The following is a 22,527-nucleotide window of genomic DNA, read 5'->3' as shown; positions in this document are numbered from 1 at the left end:
CGTCACATCACCTCGACGCCGGAGACTTTCGTTGTATTCCGAGCAGTTCGTGACACAATACTTTGCCTTGGGAAACTTGTTGCGACGGGCATTATTGAATTTGTAGGGCATGTATCGCCGCTCGCGTCAGAGTGAGCGTCGGCGATATCGCGGCTCGGCGATCCATGCAACAAGGTCCCCATCAGCTAGCACTCTGGATTCAAACAGTGAATCCCTCACCGTATTTGTGCAACAAAGCCGGTTACCGTAGGTCATTCACCCGCCGACGGCGCGAGCGCCAATGGTCAAAACATTGCAACAGATCCCCCTCATGCCCGGTCAATTGGTGAGGGGAACCCCCAGCTTAACAATAATTGGGCGGTGGTCGCTCGGACGGTCTTCCCGAGCTGTACCGGATCCGGTCAATTGGGCTTCGTATGCCTGATGGCCGATTTCGGCATTTTCGACCCATGGGGTCAAAGCCGGTGAAATAGCAAAATGATCAAGCAGCAATGGACGATCATCTATGTCATCCACAAAATCATCGAAACGCGCTGTAAACAAAGCCTGTGCCGGGACATGGGCCAGAAGTGGGTGATGAAAAATCAAATCTGGCGTAAAGGTTGACCCAAGCACAATATCGGCAACGTTGTGGGTCAGATAGCTGCGTTCAAACAGATCTCGTCCCGGGCCATCGTTCCAGTCACCGGTCACGATGACGCGCGCTGCCGAGTCGGCCCCAATCATGCTGTCCAGGTAAATGCGCAGACGAAACCCCTCGGCGGAAATTCGGCGGCGCGCCTCAAGGGCCTGAACGACGAATTCCTGACGGCGATTGGGGTCGTTCCATTTGCTTTCACCAAATTTCACAAACTTTGATTTTGTGTGCAAGACGACAATGCGGATTGGGGCGCTGCCAATAGGATCGACATCAACAACAAGAGGAAGCCGCGTAAAATCATACCCTTCAAGCAGCATATCGCCATTCACATCGGCATCCCACGAATCGGCCAGCCCTTGTGTAAGTGGATCGGTTGCCCGGTCCATCGCTGAGAAGCGGCCGTCGCGGCGGCGCAGAACATATAGCTTTTGAGCGCCGCCATCGCTTCCGATAATGAACTCAAAAAGTGGACCATTTGCGTCACTCAGGAAATCAGAAAGAAACAGATTCATTTCGGCCGTCGCGCTGGGGCCTTCTTGAATACACAACAAATCAGGCGCGACATCGGTGATAACTGCAGCCGCTTTGGCGGCGCAGAGTTGCGCACGGGCAGCAGACAAGGTGCTGGATCCCCAAACAGGGTTGTCGTTGCCGGAGAACCATTTGTTCATCCATTCGATATTCCAATTCATGATCTTCATCAAAAATCTCCCAATGTGAACTCAGGTGAACAAGGCAAGCACGGCAAAATGCGATGTAGATACGCTCGCTTGATTTTTTTGCCAATCTCAGGCGTCTTTATGTAATTGCCAGTTAATTGGTCGAATCTACAATGTCAGTTCAGGATACGTCACAAGCTGGCAAATTCAGAATTAACGCGATGCCGACGCAGCCCATGAACCCGAGTTTAGCCGCACATGGCGTGCAAAGTGAAATTTTAATCAGAAAACGATCGAACTTGTGCGCCGCCGCCCAAGTTTTAGGTTCTTTGGCGAAAATTCCATGAAGAATAGTGTATAATTGTGGAGTCGGATACCTGCTGGCAATTTACCTAACTGCGCCGGGTCTGGCTGACACACAAGTTCCTTGTGTCACAGTACGCAATGCCGATTAAGAAATTACTTTTTTATTTGCGGGATATTAAAATGACCAGAACAAGAACTGACATTGCCAAACTTGGTGCGCCTTGGTCCGATACGATGGTCTGGTACGCGCGTGCCGTAGGTGAACTCAGAACGCGAGAATTCGATCAGCGGACAGCCTGGACATACCTTGCTGCGATCCATGGCATTGAGCCGCAAGCCTGGGTCGATCGTGGTATTCTTCCCCCGACCACGCCCGTTCCGCCGCAAACTGAATTTCGCAGAATGTTCAATCAGTGCCAGCACGCCGGATGGTTTTTCCTGCCCTGGCACCGCGGGTATTTGCACGCTTTCGAAGCAATTTTGGCAGATTGGATTGAAAGCCAGGGCGGACCCGGTGATTGGGCGTTACCCTACTGGAATTATCTCGACACGAACAATCCCACCGCCCGCAATATCCCGCAGGAATTTCTGGACCCGACAATCGACGGCGGTGATCCCAATCCGCTGTCTCAGGCCACGCGAGGACCGGCAACCGCGCTTGGCCCGCTGCCTTGGGTCCCGGTCGACATCACATTGAGTGCGCAAACAGAAACCGTCTACACCTCGGACCCGGGAACATTGGGTTATGGTGGACCCATCAGTGGTTTTGCCCAGCAAGGCAATGCGTATGGGGCCAACGAATCGGATCCGCACAATCTGGTCCATGTCATGGTCGGAGGCGACACGTCGAGCAATCCGCAGGGGTGGATGTACAACCCGAACTTTGCGGCGCTGGACCCGGTCTTCTGGGTGCATCACTGCAATATCGACCGCTTGTGGGCGGCCTGGATGACTTCAACATCGAACACACAGGAAAACAGTCGCCCCTGGGGCAACGGGCCGTTCCCGCGCCAATTCACCATGCCGGATGCCAACAATGATCTGGCCGTCTTCATTCCGTCGGAAACGTTGCCGAGCGGCGCGCTTGAACCAGTGTATGATGATCTCGTTAACGGCACCGGCATTACTTCAACCCTTCCAGGAGGACCCGCGATGGTTGCTGCCGCATCTTCGCCCGCCGGCCCGTCCAAGCTGATCGGCGTAAACGACCAAAGCCTTACCATCACCAGCACCCCGGTCCAGTCGCGGGTGGTGATGTCGGAAACACCGTCCCCTGCTGTTGGTGCGGTTGGCGGAACCAAGCGGGTGTTTCTAAACGTCGAAGGGGTAAGAGGAAAGGCTGCAAGTGGCGTCCTGAATGTCATTCTGACAGCGCCCGGCGGCGATCCTGAAGACGCCAGCCCCGAGGCAATCAAGACATTGGTCTTCTTCGGTCTTGCCAATGCGACGAGCGCTGAGGGCCCTCATGGTGGAAGCGGCCTGTCGCAGATTGTAGACATCACCGATATCGTCAGGCGGTTGACGTCGGACGGGCCGGTGGATGCGCTTGACGCACATGTCGCCCAACCTGAAAGCGGAGGTTCCGAGCTGTCAGTGGATCGGATCAGCATCTATGTGCGCGAGGGACCATAATGTGACCAGGTATGCCGCCTTCGGTGCGCAACTATCGGCAAGCTCTCTGCCCGCCCTGTTCGCTATCAGCGTTTCGGCCTACCTGGCGCTGCTTTTGTTGCCCTCGGGCGGGGCGCTGGCAGATCTGTGCGGCGCCATCAGTACATCAGAATTGGGACATCTCATTCTGACGGCGCCCTGGTTGGTGTCGCCCGGTCATATTGCGCTTGATTGGGGGGTCATGATTATCGCCATGATGACACCGTTGATCGCGCCTATTCTCGGCTATGTACGCAGATCGGTTTCTATGGATCGGAAATGGGGCGCAACGATTGCCTTTCTGGGTGCGTATTGGGCCGTTTGGTTTGCGTCATCGCTTGTTTTGCTGCCGCTTGTGGTCGCGCTGGTCACACTGACCGGTGATTATGCGGACCTCCCCGCCGCAGTTTTGATTGCCTTGGTGTTCAGTGCATCACCGATGGCGCAATCAGCAAGAAACGCCTGCCACCATCTGTGCCGGATAACGCCGTTTGGCCCAAAAGCCTGGATCGACAGCGTAAGGCAGGGATGCGACACGGGCTTGCGCTGCATAGCCGTTTGCTGGCCCTGGATGCTGGTTCCTCTGACCATCACGACAGGGCATTTAACACTGATGGTGATTGTCGGTATATTCCTGTTCGCCGATCGGATCGCGCCCCCTTCCAGACCCAGGTGGCAAGTGCCACCAGCCTTTGAAACGCTTTTGGGGCCGCCCATGTTTCGTTTGGGACCCAATCAGCTAAGGAAAGCACGATGATCAAAGTTCTTATGTTCGATCTGGGTGGCACGCTGGCACGAAACCGGGTTCTGCTGCCACACGCCGCGGCAAGCGTTGCGGCGTGTGGCAGTTTCATCACCAAAGACGGATCACCGCTTGAATCCTGTCTCGTTTCGGATTTCGTGCTGGCCGATCCGTTTGAGTCGGACAAGGTCGTCGCGATTTTCTCAGAGTATCTACAAATCCTCACTACGCTGGGATTACGCGATCTGTTCCAGCCGGTTGAACGCCGAGTGACGCTTTCTACCCACGCCAACATCATGAAACCGGACCGAAGAGTTTTCGAGCTCGCGCTGGAACGCCTCGGAAGCACTGCGACACTCACAGAATGCTTGTTCATCACTGAAAACGCGGGCCATATTGCCGCCGCCCGCGCGCTTGGCATGATGTGCTTGCAATTCGGTATCGATGGCCCGGACGGCTTCACCGATTGGGCGGATGGATTGCTAAAAATCGCTCTGAATATTGACCCCGCAGGCATTGAGAATATCACCACCGCCCTCGGCGTTTTGGGTGATGCTGAAGGGCTGGCCGAGATTCAGCATGTCGCAGTGGATGGCAATGTCGTCTCGGCCGAGGCACAGGCTTTGGTCACACTTGATGACAGCAGCCTTGGCGAACTGGACGGATTGCACGTACAAATGCCCGCGAAAATCAAGCTGGACCTACAGCGCCCCAAGCCCAAGGTTCAGGTTCAAACGCCGGAAGACGCCAAAACCGAAGCGACCGCTTTTGTCCGTTCCCTTCAGGCGCATGGGAAGCTCGGCGGTAGGTCGTCACTGCTCGGACCACCCACACATGAGGTGGAAACCGACACTGTCGGACGGCGCATTCTCAGGCGAAAGGGTTTTGACTAGGCGTTTGGTGACAACGACCGCACGCGCATGAGAATCTGGTTCTGACCAAACGCCGTTCCGTGCCCATCCTATGGACCGAGTGCGACATCTCGGTGTTTCCTTCCCCATCGATATCTATCTGCCCCGCCTCATTGAGGCTGTAGACAAAATTCTGAACCTCGGCCACGGACTGGCCCACTGATGGCATCATGCCCAGTGCCGCAGCCTGACCATCATCCGCACCGATAAGCACGTCTTCCTGAACAAGACAGACAACCCCTTCGAGCTTCTCCGAGACATCACCCAGCGGCACCTTGTGCTGATGCGCAACCGCCGCGACACGTTGTTGCGGCCCAAAAGAATACTGCTTGGCAAGAAAACGCTGCTGCGTGGCTTCGCCGACCATACTGACAAGATCCCGGCGTGAGGCACGCGTAATGATATCGCGAACATTGCTGACTGTACCAGCAGGTGCACGGCCTGCCAGAACGTTTGTCGGGGCCAACATCTGCGTCGCACTGAGACTGATGTTATGGGCGCCAAAGCCATCCGTGATCGCCGCCGCGTTCACACCCGCATTCTGGTCCTGATCGGCCAAAAGCATGGCGTTCCCGACCGATTGAAAGAACCGGGATTGCAGGGGGGCCGACCTGGCGGCCGCGGCCAATAAACGGCCTGCGGTCCGGGATGCGGTCAAAAGCCCAGCCTCGGAATGGTCGGCACCAGCTTGGTAGATATTTGTAAGCGTATCGTAAAAGCATCCGTTGAAGATCATGCCCAGCGAGTGGACCTCGTTGATCAACGCACCGGGACCGCCGTTCACGGGCAGGCTTGATGGCAATGCCCATTGATGGGTATTGAACGCTTTCCTCGGAATTGCGGCATTGTGGTTCGGATTGATCAAGGCCCCGATCCCGTGTGAAAGATCCTCGGCCGTTGATTCCACAAAATTGTCTTGTCGAAGCAAATCACCCGATACGAGCGCTTGCCGGCCCACCTGATCTTCGAGTGCGGTCAAGATTGCTATGCAATCCCCGAATGACTCGTGGAAGGCGCCTTGCTCTCCGAACAGGGCATCCCACAAATCGGGGCGGATCGCGTCCAGAAAAGCGTGACCTGCTTCATGTGCGACCACATCGGTGCTTGCGCCGGACTGATAGGTTGCACTTGCCCCGCTCACTTCGAAAAAGGACAGCGAGTGACGATTGTAAAATGCGTTGAGCTGCGGCTGACCGGGTGTCTTCTGGATCAACCGCAGTGTTTGACCCGGTTGCCATGCAATCAATGGCTGGTCGATGGCCTCCCACAGATCAATCGCCTGCAAAGCAGCCTCGCGGCATTGCCAAAAAAGGAACTCATCGGTGCCGATCGCAAACTCGCCCTCGGGCGCAACACCTTGATAAACAAAATCGGCAAGCCCATTCGGGCGATCATCATGGGGTGCGATTGCAACATTCGGCGGATTGCCCGCGCGCGGATCATTTGGAATGAATAAAATGGACATTTTTTCTCCAGTATATTTACCGCAGGTAAAACTTCTCACAACGAGATCATCTCTGATGCCAGAGCGAAAACGAGGGCCACAGCCAATAACGATAATGCCATCAATGGCTAACTACGGCGCTTTGATTCAATTGCCCGCCAATGCAATGCAGGCACATTTGGAACACGGTTCAGTATTCAGCTGAGCGTGTTCATTTGATCAGGTTAACCCGGCGTATGGTGAGTCGGCAAATTTTTGGCTTATGGCGGCAAGACAAGACGGTTCAAAGGAACGCTAGCTGTTGATACCCGCGTTTTGATCCAAGCTCGTCGGAAGACCAGCCCAAGTGTTATAGCGATTGGCAATGCTATCAATCAGATGAATTGCGCATTGCCTTCGATGCAGAGTGTTCCTCTACCAGATTGAATCATGTTCGGCTTGTGCAGCCGTCAATCCCTTGTCGAAATACGTATCGTAGTATTCGTTCTCGACGCGGTGGGCCTGCAACCAGATACCAGGTGCGTGGATCGCTTCGCAATGGGCCGGAAACCGGCCATGGGTTTTGTGGATATAGTTGCAAATATCGCGGGCACATTCGATAACATCCTGCTCGTACTCGCCCGCCTCTTCGAGGTATTTCCTGCCAAACTCGCCTTTGTAAATGCGATCAAACAACGCCTCGTTCTTGTAGATGCCATCCGGGCCGAATTTGCCTGCAACGACCGCATCGACCGCGTCGGACATGGTCTGATAATAGGGCGGGCATTTGCCCTTGATCAGATGTTCGCCGTGATGGCGCAGGCCGACCGCGTGTGCGCGCACATGTTTCATGGCGGCAACCGGAAGCGTGTGCCAACGTAGCAGATCCAGAACCCGCCATTTTGGCGTGACGTAGTCAAAATGAAGCATTTTGCCATAGCGGTCGCTGAACTTCGGATCACCCATCAGGACAGGCGGAGAAATGGCTGCATGGACCCACCCACCCAGTCCCATCGCCTCGGTCACAAGAAATAGATTCTGGACCAGCAAATCCGCCTCGATCTGGGTGCGCATCTGCCCCAGCATCCCAAGTGGAATCTTGATCTCAGGGTTCAAAAACCCGTTTTTTATCCATTTCTTAACACCCGCCGGTTGATAGAAATTTCGGTCATCCACGAAGACGGGACGCGCCTTGTCGGGCTGAGTCAACAGGTACATCAAAGCGTTGATATATTGATGCGAGAGGTCGACGACCGGAAAGAACATCGTTGAACCCGATGTGTTGGACAAAAACCTGTTTGCATCCAGATATGCTGGAAAATCCCGCATGTCCCCTGGGACGTCGAGACGACGGTCGAGAATCTGCACTTTGGCCTGTTCGGCTCGGTCGATCAGCACCTCGGGTGTCCAGTTCCCGATCCCCCCGTCAACCGGATCGAGGCGACGCAAAAAATATGTTCCGCTGTCGTTGATCATGAAAAAATGCGTGCCCTGCGCGTTGTCAGGGCTGCCTGCTGTGCGACCCTCCATCAGCAGGTTTGGTTTTGACATGATCGGGTTGCCGCTTTCATCGTCAAAGAATGGACGGTCCGGCATTGTCATGCCAGATGCGCCTGTTGCAGCGATCAGGATCGCCTCCTGCAAGGGTGACAAGGGCGAGCGGTCGTTCTCGGATTTCCAGCTGAGCGAGCCGGCCACAACGTTCGATCCCCGACTGACACGTTTGGTGCGGCGGTTCCACAATGTGCGCGCCAGAGGTGCGTTCAAAAAGGCGTCCAGTCCTTTGGATGATCCATCTTTTGGCATGGCTTAACCCTCCTGCACCACTTCCCAAGGCGCAAAGGCCGTGGCATTTTTCGGCAACACGGGCGCGAATTCAGGGAAGTGACGCAGCAACAGTGACTTCATCCCGTTTTGCGCAACCCAGTCCATGCCCAGTTGCGTGTAGATCTCCGGACGGAAGTCGGTGGTCAGGAAGCGGTCCGACTGCAATCGCCGGGACGCCATAAGGATGAAAACGCGGAAAGCGGTGTCAGAAAAGCCAAATCCATCGGGCGGTGTTTCACCCAACAGGCCAATCACAGTGTCGACCTTGTCGATGTCCCCATACAGCTCTTTCAGAATTTGGTTTGTCTCGGGGCTTGCTGTGAGATCGTCCCAATTGGTCACAGGCGGGATATGCAGGCCCTTGCGGAATTCATTATAACGCGGGACACGCCGCGCGCGTGTGCGTACGATGTCCACCACCGAAAGATCAATCAGCTCGTCAAAGCGTTCGAGGTTTTGAAGAGATTTCGGAAAGTTGTGCAAGGTGATCGCACCGGGATGGGCAATGCCCTGCGAATACAGGCAGTCACGCAGTCCAAGCTTGCGCAGCTGTTCGTCTGTTTGCTCGCCCTGGATTTCCAGAAAGCCCCGCCGAGCTTTTTCTTTGCCCGTCTTGAAGTCATAGAAGATGTAGTCGTCCGGTATCAGCGGATGCATTCGGTAGACGGTTGCGAACTCTTCGGTCAGGGCATATCGCGCTGTGTGATGATCCGGCTCGGTCTCTGGAATACCTTGTAGCGCGTGCACATCCGTCAACCAGATTCCCAATCTGGTCAGCCACGATTTTGGCGGACCGTACCAATTGGTTTTCATCCCGATGTCCAGTGCTTCGGTACCCAGAATGGCAGGTGTCCATTCAACGGTGTGAATCTTGGCGATCAAGGCAGACACGATCAGGCGCGCGGTCTGATAGACGCGTTCTTCATCCATTTGGGGGTACGCGCGCTGCAGCTCGTCGCACAACACATTATGTTCGCGTGCAAACAACGTATGCAACGTGGACAGCCCCAGCCACCAGCTTTCGTTGAACCCGGTCAGTTCGAAACCGTGAATGTTCAGGGGCAGATAGCCCTCTTTCGTCAGTTTCAACTTTGGTCCGTCGCGTAGTTTCTTCGCAGCTTCGGAATTGACACCGTAGACCTGCGATCCGTCCCACCAATGCGAGTTCTCGTTGGCAAACAGGAAGGGATCATTCGCCCCTTCCTTCGGGATATTACCCGCAATACGCATGTTGCGTTCGGGTTCACCACGCGGCCGGTTCTTCCAGTCGGGATAACCCTCTGGGATCGGTACAATATCATCGTCTTCGTCCAGCTTGCGACGCTCATGCGCCACCCAGTCATGGACCTGGAACTGTATCCATGACGCTGCCAGAATGTTCAGAATTTTGGCTGGGATGAACGCCTGCCGGTCCATCAATTTGCGGGCCACAAGGATTGGGTTGGGGCTGTCGCCGGGTTGCACTTGCGGTGGCATATTGCGTCCGAACGCAGCCCCGGCAGCACCCATTTTCGGATCGGACAAGTCATTGTAACTGCCATCATGGGTGCGAAAGATACGCTGTTCGGGTTTGGGTTCAGGCGGGACTGTGCGGGCCGAAGGGACGGTCTCTTCCGGGTCCGTGTCGATCAGGTTCTTTTGCCGCAGATCGTGTCTGAGCGCGTCCAGGTTAAGCAATTGGACAAGCAGGAACGGAATCTTGTGCCACGAAATACGCCGATTCATAACCCGCAGGACGGATCGCGCAGCGGTTCCGAAAACCCGGTTCTGAACAGGCATCCGCGCGACCTTGAACCGCTTGCCCTGGCGGTGCGACGCCGAGGCGTCATAGGCCGCCTTGCGCGCTCGGTTCAGGTTGCCCAACGGGCGAAATTCATGGGCTGTGTTCCATGGATTGAAACCCATCTGTTCGATTACCAGCGCTTCTGCCAGCGCATCAGGGGTCGACAGATCGCGTTGCGGCAGGACCAGTTCAGCGACCTTGACCGGCGGGCTGACCATTTCGTCCCATTCATGCGCCGCGTCCTCGATCGGTGTCCGATCCTCAGATATGTACCGTTGCACAAACAGGTCGAATTTCACCGCGCCAACCGACTGCCGTGCGGCATATTCCGATGACAGGCGCGCAGCCCCCGAAAATGAGCCCTGAACGCCGGGCGTATCGGGTGAAGGCTTAAACGTATAGCGTACCGCCTCAGTGCCCCACGCTATGGCGCCCCGGCTCCAATAGCTTTCCAGCGCTACGCTGTCACACGCGCGCAAGGCCGTGCGAACGTTGCCGAGCATTCGGCGGGTTTCAGAAAACCCCAGAGCGAAACACAGGCGCACCAATCCGACCAATTTCGATAGCCGCCCCCCCGACACCGCATGGGCGAACACGACAAACTGGCGGGCATTGCGGGCGTGAGGTATCGGAAAGTTGGTCGCCAACAGGTCATGATCTGTGCCGTCGCTATCGTGTACCCGGACAGCCAGCCCGCGCAAATCCTTGTCCTCGTCGGATTGGGTTTGCGATGACGCATTGGAAAACCGCACCATCGTCCGATAACGCACGCCAGGTTTGGCGAAACCGACCTGCAGATCTTGTGGCAGGTCCTCGACAAAACACAATTCAGCCCCTTTGAAAGCTGCGATGGCCTTTTTGTGAAACGCACGATCTACACGGCGCGCGCCACCCGCCGACATAGATTTCAGTTGTGCGGCCATCATCATTTCGGCAAGTTCTTTGGTTTCCTGCAACTCCGCTTCGGGTGAGCCGCCGACATAAACCTCGCGCCATTTCGGCAGGGGTTCCGAACCGCCGTCCATAATAGCTTCCTCTCTACAATCCAAACCGCGCGCGTATACCTTCCCAAACCGCGGCCAGCACACCTTCGGGGTGGGGTGAATAATTGGGCAGTGCCAGTCGCGTAATCCTTGCGTCGATCAGCGTCGGTTTGCCGCTTGCCAGCGCATCGCCAAATGCTTGTTCGAATTCATCCAGTCGATTGACCACGTGGCCTTCAGCGCCACAGGCACGGGCATAAGCCGCGTAATCGGGGTTATCGAACTCAACCAGCCCGGTTTTGAAAAAGGCGGACAGTTGATAAAGCTTGATCAACTTGAATTCCCGGTCGTTGAATATCACCCAGACCACCGGGATGTCGTATTGCACGGCTGTCATCAGCTCGAAACCGCTCATCAGATACGAACCGTCACCAACAGCAGCAACCACTGGGCGGTGCATCTCGGAATATTTGGCGCCGATTGCGCCACAGACGCCGATCCCCATCGGGCCATAAGTGCCCGGTTTGCGAAAGTTCTGCCCTTCTTTCAGCTCAAGGTAATACCCGGCCCATGCGGCATGGGCCCCTGCATCGGCCATCACGATTCCACCCGGAGGCAGCATCTGTGAGATCTTCTGAACCATCTCGCCCGGGTGCAGCTTTTTCTGCGGCGAAATAATGAAGCGCTCATCATAATCCTTGGGGCGGTAATCGCGCGGCGGAACCGGTCCGACGGATTTGTCGAGGCGGTCATAGAGACCCTGCAACGCCTGTTTGGCATCGCCGCAGATCACATGATCCGCTTTGTAAAACTTGTCGAACTCCGCCGCATCACTGTTGATGTGGATCAGCGTCTTGTCATCAAACAGCCCCTCGTAGAAATCAAAAGTTGAGTGCTGCGCAAAGGAGTTTCCGACCGCAAGGATGACATCCGCGTCCGAGAACAGCTCCCACGCTGCTTTATGCCCGGAATCGCAGTACAACCCGATCGCCAGCGGGTTTTGTTCATCAACAATCCCCTTGCCATCCATTGTCGTCAGCAATGGGATCTGAAACCGCTCGACGAAAGTTTTGGCGATGTCGTTGGCCCCGGCCAGAATAGCGCCAAATCCGGCCAGCATGACCACGGTTTTTTCGGCCCTGATCGCCTGCTCAAGAACCGTTGACACGTTGTCCAGCCCATCTGGGTCAGGCGTCACGCCTTTTTCAGGCAGGCGCAGAGGTCGGAAATTTGTAACCTCAACCTTGGGGTCGGTGATATCCTCGGCCACTGCAACATGCACCGGTCCCGGCCGCCCCTCAAAGGCGATGTCTATTGCCTTTTGCAGCGTATCCATCAGGTCATTCGGATCAGTGACCAGAAAATCCGCGGGCTCACCAGTGTCAGGGTTCCTTTTCGTGACTGCGCTGAACATCATTCTGGAATCCGGCGTACGCGCCAGGCCAGATGTCTCGTTCAGCCCGCCGCGCCCTTGCCATGCCACGGTTGAATATCCGCTGATCGCCAGCAATGGATAGCTGTCCGTCAGCGCCACGCACAAACCTGAGATCAGATTGAAGGCCCCGGGACCAGCTGTCGCGAAGCACACGCCAAGCTTGCCGCTGAACATCGCATGACCGCAGGCCATGAAGGACGCGCCCTGTTCGTTCTTGGCAATGACAGGCCTGATTTTGTCTGATGCGTCCAGCGCAAGCATGAGCCCAGCGGCATTTTCGCCTGCTCCGCCGTAGGCTGCATCGACTCCGATGGTTTCGAGGGCGGCAACGACCGCTTCGTAAACCCGCATCTATTTCCATCCAAATAATTTTGAACAATAATTGCAGAACATAGCAGAATTTAACGTTTTACGAAACAGTAACGAGTTCGGTTCGCGATTAAGTGGCAACAGGATTGATCGAATTGGGCGTTTTGGCGTACCCATGCGCCCCGCTATTAATGCACCCCCGTGCATGCGCGCGCCTAATCCAGACCACCGCGAATTAAGTCCGGGTTCTGCTCGGCAACTTTGCGCACCACTTCAAGTGTACGTGGCAGGTTGGAGACATTTATATTCTCGGGCGGTTCTTCTGCCGACGACAGAAATTCGAGGAAATGAAGCATGTTCCCCAACGCTTCGCCGTTTTTCGGATCAACCGAAACCGCGTCGGCAAACCATCTTGTCGGATCGCGATAGGGTGACGATCCTACATCGACACAACACAGAACCGCATCAGTGACGCCCAGGGCATTTCGATAATGGGTATCGGTTGGTGCAAGTTCCGCTGCACGCAGGAACGCCTTTCTTGCACCCGGCCAGTCATTCAATTCAGACGCTTTGACAAAACCGACCAGACCATTTGCCAGGGCGCGCACCTCGGGTTCATATGCGGTCAGATCGTTACCCAGATATCGCTCGAATGCATTCATGGTCTGCAAGGCAGCCCGATCATGCGTAGGTGTGAAATCTGTCGAATTGCGTACCTGCTGTACCCTAAGAAAGCCAAGCAACCCATTCAGAAAATCGAGTTCGGGCAAGTTGCGGTGAAAAAGCCCTGAAGCCTCGGGGTTTACACGGATGAACCCCCTGTCGGGATGACCACCAAACCTGTCCTCAATCTCAATCCAGCCAGGTTCATCTGTGATCCTGACGCTGAAGGCCCGTGGTCTACCCGGTTGAAACAGCAGCTCATCACTGGGCGCATCCAGGTCCGGGCGGGTAAATACTCGGCTCGCCTCAAGAAATGTGGCGTCAATACGATCGAACAGGTCTTCGGAAATCACACGCGGGGCAAACGTCATGTCGAGAACCGGCAGAGAAACGAACAAGGACTTATCCGACGCTGCGAGGTGCACAGATAAGGTTTCGCTGGCGAAGTTGGCAGCCAGCGGCATAACGAATTCGTCCGGATGTGAACGACGGCGAAATCCACTTACTTGGGACTGAACAAAAATCTGCCCGTCTTCGATAAAGATGCGTCCGTGAAGGATGATCAGTATCTGGTCCTTGCGCACAGGCAGGCCCGAACGACCAAGAAGAAGTTCCTGCAAAACCTCGTCGGCCTCGCAAACCTGACCGAGGAACATATGGGCGACAACACCAAGACTGCCATAGGTTGCCTGATGCCAGCTATCCAGCTTGAACAGCCAGGAAAGCCTACGTGCTGTTTCTTGCAATTTTTCTGATCGTTCGGTCTCAATGGCTGTCCGGTCGACAGATGTTGCAACATATTCCAGCGGGACGATATTGGCGGCCGACCCTTCAAAAATGAAGGGTTGTTCACAGGCGGTAAACCCCCCCGCCATTGCCGGTTGTGCACCCCCTACGGCGTAGGAAAAAGCGACCAGCTTTGCCGAGACAAAAATGGCGGCTAAAAACCTGTTCACTGAGTTGCGCGCAATATTCATCATTGGTCTTCTGCGCCTCCGGGCTGAGACGGCAAAGCTTCTACACATGCCCCATCACCCGCAGAATCTTCGCCACGAATTTCCAGAAGAATCGGCAGCGTGCTTTGGTCGCCATAATCGTCGACTGTTCGTTGCAGAACGCGCTCTGCCCCGGCCCGTGCGAATTCTCCGAGGGATTCCCATTCTGTTTGTTCCAACCCAAGGAAATCAGGCCGGGGCTGCGCCGCAATCAATGTGCCAACCGCATCGCAGTAAAACGCGCGTGAGCGCAGCAGCAGCGACTTTCGCTCATCGCTTGGAACGGCAGCCTCGGCCGCTTTTTCATGCCTGAGGCCAAGCGCAAGCGCCGCCAACAGGCGCAGTTCTGCGTTTCCGCGGAACAGGCCGGCAAGCCCGGCTTCGATTTGCGCCTTTTCGTAAACCGCTTCGTGATATCCCGGCAATCGCGGCGGTTGTGCGTTGTGAAACTCATAGTGGCGGAGTGGAACAACGACGTAGGCAACAACCACATCACTGACGCTGATCCGGGCCCCCACCTCAAGCAGCACCAGTTCGTCGTTGAGCACACCGGTCACATTTGCATCATAGGTGTTCGAGCCCTGCATCTGCCGCTGAGGGCAATAGATGACCTTCGCCAGCGACCCAAGCGACGCATCTGCCCTCTCAAAACGCATCTCAAACGCGGCAAGCAACGCCCTGCGGTTTCTTTCGCTTATTTCCTGGCCCAGTTCCATCGAACCAATAAGCAGCTTGTTGTTGCGGGCAATTCCGTCAGGGCATCCCTGAAGTTCCGCGCTGACCTCCCGCGCCGATAGCAACGTCAAAATGAGCCCAACAATAACCAACTTATTCAACAGCAAGCGACTGACAAAGCCTGACATTCGGTTCACCATAACATCCACCATGGTTGTGCCCTTTGATTTGCACGTTCGATTTGTCTCAACGCCTTCTTGATTGCGAGATTGAAGTTCGTCATCGGTTCACCGGGTGGCACACCCACGTCAGCCAAATTCGCGCTCAATCGATTGACGGGTTCCACGGCCTCGGGGCAGGCGACGGACCCGGCTGTTTCAACCGCGACTTTGCGTGTCCGCCATCTGAAGGTGGACGTGGGATCATCGATGACTTTGACAAGGACGTCACACGTACCGTCCTGCGCAATCAGGCCAGCATGTTCGAGGCCAAGTTTGCCCCAGCCGACCTGCAACTCGTTTCCATGCTCGACGATCTGCACAAGAGGATACGCAGCCACACTTCCAAAGCCGCCGAGGGCAAGCGCTGTAGCCTTGGACCTGGCCGGATCCCGCACAGAGTCCTGGCTGTTCAGATCAATCACATAGTCTTTGAGCTTCTCAGCGGTATCAGCACTTAACTGAGCTCGTTTCAAATCGAGCTCAACGCTTTGGACCAACAAGTACCCAAGAAAAAAGATTGCAAAGGTCTTGATCAAGGATGACAGAAGGTCAGTAAACCATTCAAGCGATCTGTTTTTTGGCTGCGGTTTAGCTTTATCCACCGATTGCGTATCGCCGCCACCCCGAACGTAGAAAAACAGTGCTTCTGAATCTTCAGAGGCCGTGTCATCCGGTGTTTTTGATCCGCTTTCAGCCATCGAAATTGCAACAATACGGTCCTGAAATTATCAGCAGTCTACCATATTCAAGCGATTAATTGGAGGAATTCGGAACTTATCAGAGGATTTGGTAATCCGGCGAACTCGGTCCTGCGTCATCAGCGTCGCAAAAGCGGGCGTCGCCGTTCTGTCACGATATACGATGCCAATTTGCCTGAAAGCCGGTCAAGTTCATCAAAAGAAACCTGTTATGATGGGACTATGAATTCCAATTCACACGATCTTTGGGCCTCAAAATATCAGATCAATACCTGCAACCCAGATTTGTGTTAGAAAGGCATTTACGTATTCCAACTGTGCATGAGGTCGGTTTTGGCCAGTCACCAAGTAAAATTGCGCTATTTTGCCATTGTGTTGCTGCCAATTTGCATTTTTGCGATACATGAATTGATCCACCAACATTTTATTGCGGTCGATCTGGATGTACCGCTTGCTATCCTGCACGATGAACGCCCCTGGTTGGAAGCAGTCGGAAGATTTCGGTTCCTTGCGGCTTCCTGGTTCTTTGTTTCGCTGACTCTGCTTCCTGTCGCGCTGCTTGTCCGCAAACTGGTGCGTCCGATGGATCGCAGCACAAGAGTTGCGGCAATTGTCACGACCCTTGCAATCGTGTTGCTTGCGGTGGCCCCTACAATCCAACAACACGTGACCTCAAGCACTCCTCGTATTTACCATCAAGTCGGCAAAGCCGTTTTTGAAGCCGCTCTCTCGCAGGGAAGCTTACCCGGTTGTAAGGGGCCTGACGATTCCTGGATATTGGGCACCTGTGGTGAGATCCCGGTTTTTTCGCTTTTTATGCGTATTCTGGACATCATCAACGCCTTTGCCGGGCTTGCCGTAGGCGCATTGATCGTAGGAATGATACTGTGTCTGGAAACCGACGATACGAACAGTTTGGAAGATGCGGCCGCCCAGTTGGGTCAGAATTTTCGCCAGATGCGGCAACAGCTTTACCTGACCAGCCTGATTTTGACCTTCGGCATGTTTTTTGCCGCAAGTTGGATGTACTGGCCAATGCCCATGATTTCAGACGGTGAAAGGGCAGCTTACAATTCTCTCGTAACCGCGTCGGCATTGTTCACGGGTACTTACTTTTGCTTGCTGATGCTCAGTTTCTATCTACCCGTCGCGTTTATTCTGGAAAGCCGGGTCAAACGGCTTGCGGGTACGGCCGCTCTGCCCGCTGAGACCAAGAATACGATTGACGTTGATGCCTGGAGGGCCTCTCACGGGCTGAAAGAGGGGACAAGCGATGTACTGCGTGCAGGTTTTGCCCTGGCAGCGCCAATTCTCGCGGCTTTTGCAGGTGGGATTACTCCATTTGCGCAATAGCGGTCAGTCCGTTCGATCAGACTCAGCCGGGCCAATTCGCCCTTCGGCTTGCCAGGAACCCGCGATTAACAAGCTTTTCCGAACCTCATTTTCGGCGGAAAGCTGGCACTTCTTTAGCCATCGCTTTGGATTGGACGCGGATTCTGCTAAGGTAGGAACTGGATCAATTATTGGGTCCATATTTTTTCTTTAGAGATACTGTTCGACCAAACTTGTCTCATCGCAGGTGCTCAGCTTGAGGTGAAATGCCCAATTCAATCGGATGGTTTCGCTACTATGCGGGGTATTCAGTTTTGTTCCTTTCTTTCGGCCTTGGCCAAAAGATCAGCGCTTTCAGACGAACTGACCCGGCTGCGTTATCCGGCCTGCAATCACGCACAGACATTTCAAAAGGCAAGGTAGCGGACGTAACCCACATGTGCATTTGGGCCATGCTCAAACGGTAAGGAGGCCAAGATGGTTGATAACAACCGCACCGCACCAATCCCAACCGACGAACTGCGTCGAATGCTATTCGACCCGACCGTTCCCGACGAAACACTGGCGAAATACATGGTGCTCGATCCCGGGGCCAGCCGACCATTTGCACCTGTCGTGCGGGTGAACCCGGCGCTTATTCAACCGCCGGCAGCGGGCAGCGGCTTGAATGGTGCCCTTCAGGGGGCCCTCGCCTTGGGCGGGCTGAACGACATCTCACGATCACGCAGGCGGCAAGAATATCGGTCAAAGATTGCAGGTGGCTGGACAGGTCTAAAGATAGTCTCTGAGGGGGACAGCTGGTTTCAGTATCCATTCCTGTTGAAAGATGTCATCGATCATCTCTCCAAAAACCACGCAATCCTGAGCCTGGGGGCAGCCGGGGACACTCTGGATGACGTTTTCACGCAAAACGAACTTGTAACGGCTGTTCTGGCCGAACGCCCCGATGCTGTTCTTCTCAGCGGCGGGGGAAACGATTTGCTTGGCGGTGGCAATCTGGCCACCATTGTTCGCCCATTCACCCCCGGTCTTGATGCTTTGGGTCATATCACGTCGGCATTTGACATTATTCTGGCCGAAGTGACCCGGCTTGTCCGAAATATTGCAAACGGTGTCGCGGCGGCTGCGCCGGGTACGCCCATTCTGACCCATACGTACGATCATGCGATACCCGATGACGGCCGGTGGCTGGGTCGCCCGCTTCAGGCGCGCGGAATTGTGGACACGGGCCTTCAACGTGAAATCATCGAGATTCTGATCGACCGCTGGGCACAGGCATTGTTCAACCTCGCCCGCGAACCTGGGCTGTCCGGCAAGCTCCATATTGTCGATTGTCGGGGGCTTATTCCGGACAACGGCTGGGAGGACGAACTGCATCCTGATTCAAAATCTTTTGCCAAGGCCGCGCAGCAGTTCGAGGCCATGATCCAGCGCGTGACCAGAGATTCACAACCCGTCGGCGCACTTGGCGCAATGGGAACCTTGCGGCGACCTGAACCAGAAGAAACCGCGCTTGCCAACACGATCCTCGACCTCGCTGATCACTTCGACGAAACAATACTGTTGTCCGAGATAGGTCGCCGCGCGTCGCTGGAACGCACCGGTCCTACGGTGGCGATGATGGCGATGCGGCGCGATATATCAAGTGTTCCGGATTCCAGCCTGTCGGGTGGTTATCCAACCCTTCGGCGTTTGGGTGCCAGAATTCTGGCGCGCGCGCACCGCGAACTTCATGGGCTTTTATGCGGGGATGATGACGCTGACAAATCTGATCGTGAAGCGCTGCGCGATGCATTCAACATTGGGCAAGGTGCCTTGGCCGCAGCGATTGCGGGCCTGCTCGCGAGCGGCCCCCTTGGTCTTACCGCGTTTGTTGCGGCCCCGGTTGCCGCAATAATAGTCCGCCGTTTCCTGGCCCCAAGTTGGGAAGAGACCTGCACCTTATGGGGTGAGAAACTGAACGAAGGCGGAACAGCCCACGCAAGCGTCAGGATCGCCCAACATGGTATTCAGGCGGTCAGGAAAAACCCGGACAGGTTTTGTGTTTCCTTCAAACGGGATGCAGCACCCGATGACACGCAGGCCCTGGAAGGGTCAAAGGCGGCACTGCTGGATAGTGCAAAATGGCCACTCAACTCGGTCATCCGAATCCGGTTTCTGGGTGGTTCCACCCATCTTCGGGAACAGGTCGAACAATTCGCATGTCAATGGGTTGCAGACGAAATGGCGGCGCTGACCTTTGAGTTTGTAGAGGAAGGCGATGCCGAGGTTCGGGTCGCGTTCCAGCAAGGTGCCGGTTCCTGGTCCCTACTTGGAACGGATTGCCTGAACGAACCGGACCAGACCAAACCCACGATGAATTTCGGATGGTTAACCGACCAATCGGGCACAGAGGAAATTCGCGAGGTCGTGCTGCACGAATTCGGTCATGCTTTGGGACTGATCCACGAACATCAGAACCCCGACGGTGGAATCGAATGGAATGAGGACGCGGTGAAGACCGATCTGTCCGGTGCTCCGAACTTTTGGGACGATGATACAATCCGGCGAAATGTTCTCAATCACTACGATCCCGGAACTCTGACCATGACCAAGATCGACCCCTATTCGATCATGATGTATCCGATCCCCAATAAATGGACGGTTGGCAACTTTGAAACCGGCTTCAACACCGATTTCAGTCCGGCAGATCGTGAACTGATACGCCGCGCCTATCCTTCGCTCTGAGGCCAGTTGAACGATGGCTCAGAATGACATGGCTCTGGTAATCGCGATCAAACGATACCCCAGCTTTGGGGGCAATGCTTCCTCTGCTTCGCGGGATTTGCGCGGCCCTGTCAACGACGCCGCAGCGTTCACGGAATGGCTGAAGGCACAGGATGGTGGCGATGTTCCCAGTGCGAATGTGTTTTCCGTAACGTCGGATGATTTTCCAGCCGGCGGCCCAACAGGTCCCGTACTGAAGGACCTGACCGACAAACTTGATGCGTTTAAGACGGCTTTGAAACAGCCACCAAAGAAGCGGCGGCTTTACATCTATGTCAGCGGTCACGGGTACGGACGCCGACGGACCGAGGGCGGGCTTTATCTTGCAGATGCGACGCCAAACAGTCTGACAAACCTGTTTGTGACCGATTACTTTAACTGGTTCATGGCTTCCGCGCATTTCAAAGAATGTGTTCTATTCTGTGACGCCTGCATGGATCAGGGTCGCCTCGCCTCGCCCTCTCCTGCTCATTGGCGGCGGGAAATCCGCCCGACCAGTCACAACACCAAGGCTGTCGGCGCCTATGCGGCACGTTTTGCCGGTCGCGCCGTAGAAGGAACGATGTCGAACGGACAGGACCACGGAGCATTCTCATACGCCCTGAAACTCGGCCTCGACGGTGCCGCAGCCATTGTTGATGCGCAGGGCAATCGCTCCATCACAACCGATAGCCTGCGCGATTATCTGATCGCGACGATGCAGAAACTGATGACGGACGCACAACTTCAGCATCCACTTGTTTCTACCGAGCCAGATTTCGGCCCGTTCGACACGCTGACACTTGTGGAAAATGCACCTAAGTTCACGCGGTTACTGCGGGTTGCGCTGCCACCCGAAGTAGCAAATGCAACGCTTGAGCTTGAAAATGCTGCTTTGGATAAGCTCGGTCAGGTGGCTGCGGTCAACGGGCAAGTCACACTGACGCTGGCACCGGGAATGTACGTGTTAGCAGAAATCGGCGGTTGGGAAGGTGCCTTCGAATTTACCGGGGCGGAAACCAGAATAGACCTCGGATAGTGGGACAGAAACGATGCCAATACTGACAGTGCGTGCCGAGGATGAAACAACCGAGATATTTGTGGTCGCGACGGATTTCGCCCTGCTCGGGCGGGGCGCGCGGCGGCTGGAACAAGATCTCAGGGCTGGCATCTACAAGGTACGCGCCGTGTCGGGACGCAGCGAATGGCAACGTGTCGTCGTTCTTCGCGATGATATGGTTATTGAGGTGCCAAAGATCGAATTTGGGTCAGCTGCACCGCTGGCGCGCACGAACCGAACCCATGAATCGCATATGGCTGCCGCTGAACAGGCGATCCCGCCCGACCAAAGGGGCGCGACATCTGCCCCGACTGGTGCGCTTTCGCTTGGGCGCGGGCGTCAGCCGTCGCATGATGGGTCTTTTGTTTTCATGGCGCGATGGTGGACACCCTGGGATGATATCGGACCAAAGAAACTTGATGATCCCTCGAAGGGCGCGCGCCTCAGCACAGGCGGGGGCCGCAGGTTACTTTCACTCAGCTCCTCGGAGTCCGAAGGCCGGCACGTCCGATCAACCGATGCGGGGCGGTATATTGCGCCAGAAGCAGCATGGTTTTCGGGGGATCTGTCGAAAGATCGATACGCGGGCGTTTCCCTGAACGCTGAACCCGGGATCTATACGCTTGGATTGTCTGACGGAGAAGGAATGACCGAGCAAACGGTGACGATATTGCCCGGTTGGCGCACACATGTATTTGCCCTGTACGAACCGCCTGTCGACGATGGCGGAGAGGCTTGGTATGGGCCACGCAAGCGCCTTGTCGATGTCTCGATCCACATCGCCCGCGGCAGTCTGTCAATGGAAGATGACCTTGTTCGTTTGACTGATGCGGCACGGCTTTCGCTGGCTGATGAAAGGTCCGTTGCAACAAATGAATTGCTCAAGTTTGTGCGTGGAAAATTTGAGAACCCGATGCTGGGTCTCTATGGCGCTCACCTGCTTCTGCTCCTGCGAAAAAAGGCATCAGCCGCAAGCATTGAACGACCGGTCGAATACAATGGCTCTTTGTTTCAAGAGGTGGTCGGGAATACCGCGCAGCTGTTTGGCAATGATCACCCCGACATCATCGCATTGCGCGAGATCGAGGCCGAGGCCAAGCCACTAACCGGTCTGCCGATGCTTTCGCACAGTTGGGCGCGTCTGCTCTCTGCCTCAGCCGACGCCCCAAAGCTCATCCCTCCCTCTCTTTGGCGGCGAACGGCATTCCGATCTCGCACGCAGCCATTCTTTACCTGGCGCGTTCCGCAATATGGGGGCGACCGGATAATGTATCGCGAAGTCGAACTGATCCGCGCGATCCTGGATGCCGCAACCGAATGGGAGTTCTACAACAAAGAAGCAACCGGGCTGCGAGACCGCAGAGCCACGGCCGCGGTTCGGGACGACTTTGTCCGGGACTGCATAGAACGTTTCGAGGCACCTCGTTCTGTGATCGACATGGTTCTCTAGGGATTTGTGGTTGCGTCGCA

15 protein-coding genes are annotated in these 22,527 nt (G+C 55.4%); 7 read left to right on the top strand and 8 right to left on the bottom strand.

The features are described 5' to 3' along the window. Window positions 1–318 precede the first annotated feature (318 nt). Complete coding sequence (locus tag BLU89_RS20625; RefSeq protein WP_074739556.1) at window positions 319–1,341, bottom strand: endonuclease/exonuclease/phosphatase family protein; 1,023 nt, start codon at window positions 1,339–1,341, stop codon at window positions 319–321. 444 nt (window positions 1,342–1,785) lie between these two features. On the opposite strand from BLU89_RS20625, the gene BLU89_RS20620 reads away from it, so the two are divergent. The 3 genes from BLU89_RS20620 to BLU89_RS20610 are packed head-to-tail and all read left to right on the top strand — an operon-like array spanning window position 1,786 to window position 4,890. Further along, on the top strand, window positions 1,786–3,237 hold the full coding sequence (locus BLU89_RS20620) for a tyrosinase family protein (protein WP_074739554.1): 1,452 nt from the start codon (window positions 1,786–1,788) through the stop codon (window positions 3,235–3,237). 1 nt (window position 3,238) lies between these two features. After that, the gene (locus BLU89_RS20615; RefSeq protein WP_074739552.1) at window positions 3,239–4,012 is read left to right on the top strand and encodes a copper chaperone; all 774 of its coding nucleotides are present in this window, start codon (window positions 3,239–3,241) and stop codon (window positions 4,010–4,012) included. Next, window positions 4,009–4,890, top strand: a complete 882-nt coding sequence (locus BLU89_RS20610) for an HAD family hydrolase (protein WP_074739550.1) — start codon at window positions 4,009–4,011, stop codon at window positions 4,888–4,890. The genes BLU89_RS20615 and BLU89_RS20610 overlap by 4 nt, the downstream gene beginning before the upstream one ends. On the opposite strand, the gene BLU89_RS20605 is transcribed toward BLU89_RS20610, so the two are convergent. From BLU89_RS20605 to BLU89_RS20575, 7 genes are all read right to left on the bottom strand, one after another. Then, entirely contained in the window at window positions 4,868–6,373 is a 1,506-nt protein-coding gene (locus BLU89_RS20605; RefSeq protein WP_074739548.1) for a gluzincin family metallopeptidase, read from the bottom strand. The two genes, BLU89_RS20610 and BLU89_RS20605, sit on opposite strands and share 23 nt — an antisense overlap. A gap of 393 nt (window positions 6,374–6,766) precedes the next feature. Beyond that, window positions 6,767–8,137, bottom strand: a complete 1,371-nt coding sequence (locus BLU89_RS20600; protein WP_074739546.1) for a hypothetical protein — start codon at window positions 8,135–8,137, stop codon at window positions 6,767–6,769. 3 nt (window positions 8,138–8,140) lie between these two features. Then, window positions 8,141–10,966 (bottom strand): peroxidase family protein, encoded by a 2,826-nt coding sequence (locus tag BLU89_RS20595; protein WP_074739544.1) that lies wholly within the window; start codon window positions 10,964–10,966, stop codon window positions 8,141–8,143. 13 nt (window positions 10,967–10,979) lie between these two features. Continuing rightward, window positions 10,980–12,710 (bottom strand): thiamine pyrophosphate-binding protein, encoded by a 1,731-nt coding sequence (locus BLU89_RS20590; protein ID WP_074739542.1) that lies wholly within the window; start codon window positions 12,708–12,710, stop codon window positions 10,980–10,982. 173 nt (window positions 12,711–12,883) lie between these two features. Next, window positions 12,884–14,308 (bottom strand): tetratricopeptide repeat protein, encoded by a 1,425-nt coding sequence (locus BLU89_RS20585; protein ID WP_143030647.1) that lies wholly within the window; start codon window positions 14,306–14,308, stop codon window positions 12,884–12,886. Continuing rightward, window positions 14,308–15,213, bottom strand: a complete 906-nt coding sequence (locus tag BLU89_RS20580) for a hypothetical protein (RefSeq protein WP_074739538.1) — start codon at window positions 15,211–15,213, stop codon at window positions 14,308–14,310. The genes BLU89_RS20585 and BLU89_RS20580 overlap by 1 nt, the downstream gene beginning before the upstream one ends. Then, window positions 15,195–15,920 (bottom strand): hypothetical protein, encoded by a 726-nt coding sequence (locus BLU89_RS20575; RefSeq protein WP_074739536.1) that lies wholly within the window; start codon window positions 15,918–15,920, stop codon window positions 15,195–15,197. The genes BLU89_RS20580 and BLU89_RS20575 overlap by 19 nt, the downstream gene beginning before the upstream one ends. Window positions 15,921–16,328: 408 nt before the next feature. On the opposite strand from BLU89_RS20575, the gene BLU89_RS20570 reads away from it, so the two are divergent. From BLU89_RS20570 to BLU89_RS20550, 4 genes are all read left to right on the top strand, one after another. Next, window positions 16,329–17,273, top strand: a complete 945-nt coding sequence (locus BLU89_RS20570; RefSeq protein WP_143030646.1) for a hypothetical protein — start codon at window positions 16,329–16,331, stop codon at window positions 17,271–17,273. 456 nt (window positions 17,274–17,729) lie between these two features. Next, entirely contained in the window at window positions 17,730–19,979 is a 2,250-nt protein-coding gene (locus BLU89_RS21430) for a GDSL-type esterase/lipase family protein (RefSeq protein ID WP_143030645.1), read from the top strand. 13 nt (window positions 19,980–19,992) lie between these two features. Further along, window positions 19,993–21,036 carry a caspase family protein gene (locus BLU89_RS20555; RefSeq protein WP_074739532.1) on the top strand — a complete coding sequence of 348 codons (1,044 nt, stop codon included), beginning with the start codon at window positions 19,993–19,995 and terminating at the stop codon, window positions 21,034–21,036. 13 nt (window positions 21,037–21,049) lie between these two features. Next, window positions 21,050–22,507, top strand: coding sequence for a hypothetical protein (locus tag BLU89_RS20550; RefSeq protein WP_074739530.1), 1,458 nt, complete (start codon window positions 21,050–21,052; stop codon window positions 22,505–22,507). The last annotated feature ends 20 nt before the right edge of the window (window positions 22,508–22,527 follow it).

It is taken from the genome of Ruegeria halocynthiae, assembly GCF_900106805.1.
GTDB lineage: Bacteria > Pseudomonadota > Alphaproteobacteria > Rhodobacterales > Rhodobacteraceae > Ruegeria > Ruegeria halocynthiae.
Note: the sequence above shows the minus strand (reverse complement) of the source record. Positions and strands in the feature narration are given on the sequence as shown.